The sequence below is a fragment of the Oxalicibacterium sp. genome (assembly GCF_035565035.1).
GTDB lineage: Bacteria > Pseudomonadota > Gammaproteobacteria > Burkholderiales > Burkholderiaceae_D > Oxalicibacterium.
The window spans coordinates 1-4,098 of sequence record NZ_DATMTD010000015.1 but is presented as its reverse complement, the minus strand read 5'-3'; the positions used below and the strand labels follow the sequence as shown (position 1 = coordinate 4,098).

5 protein-coding genes are annotated in these 4,098 nt (G+C 54.7%); all 5 read left to right on the top strand.

Annotated features, from left to right (window positions below; genetic code table 11):
- The first annotated feature begins 49 nt into the window (after nucleotides 1-49).
- On the top strand, nucleotides 50-334 hold the full coding sequence (gene rpsR, locus VN114_RS01755) for a 30S ribosomal protein S18 (RefSeq protein WP_188419256.1): 285 nt from the start codon (nucleotides 50-52) through the stop codon (nucleotides 332-334).
- 26 nt (nucleotides 335-360) lie between these two features.
- Nucleotides 361-813: a 50S ribosomal protein L9 gene (gene rplI / locus VN114_RS01750; protein ID WP_325511361.1), complete on the top strand. Its 453-nt coding sequence runs from the start codon at nucleotides 361-363 to the stop codon at nucleotides 811-813.
- A gap of 99 nt (nucleotides 814-912) precedes the next feature.
- Nucleotides 913-2,298 (top strand): replicative DNA helicase, encoded by a 1,386-nt coding sequence (locus VN114_RS01745; protein WP_325511359.1) that lies wholly within the window; start codon nucleotides 913-915, stop codon nucleotides 2,296-2,298.
- A gap of 99 nt (nucleotides 2,299-2,397) precedes the next feature.
- Entirely contained in the window at nucleotides 2,398-3,024 is a 627-nt protein-coding gene (locus VN114_RS01740; RefSeq protein WP_325511357.1) for a DUF47 domain-containing protein, read from the top strand.
- A 95-nt stretch (nucleotides 3,025-3,119) separates the two neighbouring features.
- On the top strand, nucleotides 3,120-4,098 hold a 979-nt coding region (locus tag VN114_RS01735; protein ID WP_325511355.1), incomplete at its 3' end, for an inorganic phosphate transporter.

The window sequence follows — 4,098 nt, the reverse complement described above, 5'->3', positions numbered from 1 at the left end:
TTTCCATCTCACAGATTTCGAAAAACACATTTAGATACAGGAGACAAAAATGGCATTCGGTAAAAAATTCGACAAGAACAAACTGAAAGAAAAACGCAAACAGCAGAACCCGCTGTTCAAACGCAAGAAGTTCTGCCGCTTCACCGCTGCAGGCGTCGAGCAGGTCGATTACAAAGACATCGACACGCTGAAAGACTTCGTTCAGGAAAACGGCAAGATCATGCCGGCCCGTCTGACCGGCACCAAGGCAATCTATCAACGTCAGGTTGATACCGCGATCAAGCGCGCACGTTTCCTCGCGCTGCTGCCGTACACCGATCTGCACAACGCGTAATCAACGACTGAATCAGGAGAAAAAACATGCAAGTCATTCTGTTGGAAAAAGTCGTTAACCTCGGCAATCTCGGCGAAGTCGTCAAAGTCAAGGACGGTTACGCACGTAACTTTCTGATTCCTCAGCGCAAGGCTCGCCGTGCAACGGCAACCGCGCTGGCTGAATTCGAAGTCAAACGCGCAGAACTGGAAAAAGTCGCTGCAGAAAAACTGGCAGCAGCACAAGCCCAAGGCGAAAAACTGACGGGTCAATCGATCCAGATCACGCAAAAATCGGGTGTGGACGGCCGTCTGTTCGGTTCCGTTACCAACTCCGATATCGCTGAAGCGCTGACCAAGCAAGGTTTCGCTGTTGAAAAAGCGCAAATCCGCATGCCTACCGGCCCGCTGAAAACCACTGGCGACCATGCTGTTGCCGTTGCGTTGCATACCGACGTCGTTATCGATGTGACGATCACCGTGGTTGGCGATCAGGCGTAAGCCAAACTGCAGTTGATACAATAAAAAAGCCGGGTTTTCCCGGCTTTTTTATTGTCCGTTTTCTCGAAGCGTTCGCTCGTAAAAGGTATAATGCGCGCCATGAATACGCCAGCCGATCCGCAACTCGACTCCCTCCGTGTTCCGCCACATTCCATCGAATCCGAACAATCCGTTCTGGGTGGTTTGTTGCTGGACAACGCTGCATGGGATCGCATTGCGGATTTCGTCAGCCAGGACGATTTTTACCGCTACGACCATCGCATCATCTTCCAGCACATCGTCAAGCTGATCAACGGCTCGCGACCCGCCGACGTTATCACCGTATTCGAGGCGTTGTCCAATAGTGGCAAGGCAGAGGAGGTAGGCGGTCTTTCCTACCTGAATGCGCTTGCGCAGAATACGCCGTCCGCCGCCAATATTCGCCGTTATGCAGAGATCGTGCGCGACCGCGGCGTGTTGCGCAAACTGATCACCGTCTCCGACGAAATTTCCGGCAACGCGTTCAATCCGCAGGGCAAGGAAGTCAAGCAGATGCTTGACGAAGCCGAATCCAAGATTTTTTCGATCGCGGAAGAGGGCGCGCGCGGTGCGCAAGGCTTCCAGGAAATCCAGCCGCTGTTGACGCAAGTCGTCGAACGCATCGATGAACTCTACAACCGCGACAGCACCAGCGACATCACCGGTGTGCCGACCGGATTTGCCGATTTGGACCGGATGACCTCTGGTCTGCAACCCGGTGATCTGATCATCGTCGCCGGTCGTCCATCGATGGGTAAAACGGCGTTCTCGATCAACATCGGTGAAACGGTTGCGATCGAAAGCGGCTTGCCGGTCGCCGTTTTCTCGATGGAGATGGGCGGTACACAGCTTGCAATGCGTATGCTCGGTTCGGTCGGTCGTCTCGATCAACATCGTTTGCGTACCGGTCGTCTGAACGACGAGGACTGGCCGCGTCTGACCCATGCGATCCAGAAGATGAACGACGCGCAATTGTTCATCGATGAAACGCCGGCACTGAATTCGATCGAATTGCGCGCGCGTGCGCGTCGCCTGTCGCGTCAATGCGGCAAGCTCGGCCTGATCATCATCGACTACCTGCAACTGATGGCGGCGAATTCCGCCGGCGAAAACCGTGCGACCGAAATTTCCGAAATTTCGCGTAACTTGAAGGGCCTCGCAAAAGAACTGAATTGCCCGGTAATCGCGTTGTCGCAGTTGAACCGTTCGCTGGAACAGCGCCCGAACAAGCGTCCCGTCATGTCCGATCTGCGCGAATCGGGCGCAATCGAGCAGGATGCCGACGTCATCCTGTTCATCTATCGCGACGAAGTTTACAACCCCGACTCGCCGGACAAGGGTACGGCCGAAATCATCATCGGCAAACAGCGTAACGGCCCGATCGGCGCGGTGCGCCTGACCTTCCTCGGGCAGTACACCAAATTCGAGAATTACACCGGCTCGGCCGCGCTGTACCAGGGCGACTGACATGGCATTCCACGCATTCGCTTCACTTGTTCTGCGCCGTCATTTATTGACGACATTGCACCCTGTTCCCACGTTTTAATTTATTCAAAGAGAGTAATCATGTTTGGACGACTTCTGCCGAAAGAAGGCAAATTTTTCGATCTCTTTAACGAGCATGCCGAACTGTGCGTCAAGGGTGCAAAGGAAATGGTTGCCCTGATGACCAATTTCGACGATCTGGAAATCCGTGTGCACGCGATCGAAGGCATTGAAAAACAGGCCGACAAGGTGACGCACGCAACGCTCGACGCATTGCACAAAACCTTCATCACGCCACTCGATCGTGACGATATTCATCAGTTGATCACGCGCATGGATGACATCCTCGATCTGCTCGAAGATGCCGCGCAAACGATTTCGCTGTATGACATCAAGGCCATCACGCCGGAAGCAAAGCGTCTGGCGGAGTTGTGCCTGGCTTGTACCGAGAAGGTCAAGTCGGCTGTGGCCCTCCTGCACAACATGGATAATTCGCGCGAGATTCTGGCAATCTGCCAGGAAATCGACCGTCTCGAATCCGATGCCGATCACGTGATGCGCGCTGCCATGTCGAAACTGTTCCGCGAGGAGCCGGACGTTCGCAACCTGATCAAGCTGAAAGCGATTTACGAGTTGCTGGAAACCGTCACCGATCGTTGCGAAGACGTTTCCAACATTATCGAAGGCATCATTGTCGAAAACGCCTGATGTACGAGCAAGAACATCAGCATTGCGTCTCTTTCGGTTTGCAGTCGCCATCGGCGAATGCGATCCGACCGCATTGAACCAAGACTAGATTACCCATGCAAACTCTTCACATGAGCCTTTACCTGCTCGCCTTACTGATCTTTCTGGCACTGGTATTCGATTTCATGAACGGCTTCCACGACGCCGCCAATGCCATCGCAACAGTGGTTTCCACCGGGGTGTTGAAACCGCAAACGGCAGTCGCCATGGCAGCCTTCTTCAATTTCGTTGCGATCGGCGTATTTCACCTGAAAGTGGCGTCGATGATCGGCAAGGGCACCATCGATCCGCACGTCATCGATCATTACGTCGTGTTCGGTGCATTGATCGGCGCGATTACATGGAACGTGGTGACCTGGTATTTCGGCCTGCCGTCGTCGTCATCGCACGCATTGATTGGCGGTCTGGTCGGCGCTGCGGTCGCCAAGGCGGGAACGGACGCACTGATCGCATCGGGCTTGATCAAGATCATCCTGTTTATCGTGCTGTCGCCGTTGCTTGGTTTCCTGTTCGGCGCGCTGATGATGGTGGTTGTGTCGTGGCTGTTCGTGCGTTCCTCTCAGCGAAATGTCGATCGATTGTTCCGGCGTCTGCAACTGGTATCCGCAGCAATGTACAGTCTGGGTCACGGCGGTAACGATGCGCAGAAAACGATGGGCATCATCTGGATGCTGTTGATTGCAGCCGGTGTCTCGACGACAGAAGATCCGTTGCCGATGTGGGTGGTGATCAGCTGTTACAGCGCAATCAGTCTGGGCACCCTGTTCGGCGGCTGGCGCATCGTCAAGACGATGGGGCAGAAGATCACGAAATTGAAACCGGTTGGCGGCTTTTGTGCGGAAACCGGCGGTGCGATTACGTTGTTTCTGGCGACGGCGCTCGGCGTGCCGGTTTCGACCACGCATACGATTACGGGTGCCATCGTGGGTGTCGGTGCGTCACGCAAGATGTCGGCTGTGCGCTGGGGCGTGGCAGGCAATATCGTCTGGGCCTGGATTTTCACGATTCCTGCCTCGGCTTTCATCGCCGCGATTG

Excerpts from the sequence above, each read along its gene's own strand:
- rpsR (WP_188419256.1), top strand. The coding sequence starts at position 50 with ATGGCATTCGGTAAAAAATTCGACAAGAACAAACTGAAAGAAAAACGC.
- rplI (WP_325511361.1), top strand. The coding sequence starts at position 361 with ATGCAAGTCATTCTGTTGGAAAAAGTCGTTAACCTCGGCAATCTCGGC.
- VN114_RS01745 (WP_325511359.1), top strand. The coding sequence starts at position 913 with ATGAATACGCCAGCCGATCCGCAACTCGACTCCCTCCGTGTTCCGCCA.
- VN114_RS01740 (WP_325511357.1), top strand. The coding sequence starts at position 2,398 with ATGTTTGGACGACTTCTGCCGAAAGAAGGCAAATTTTTCGATCTCTTT.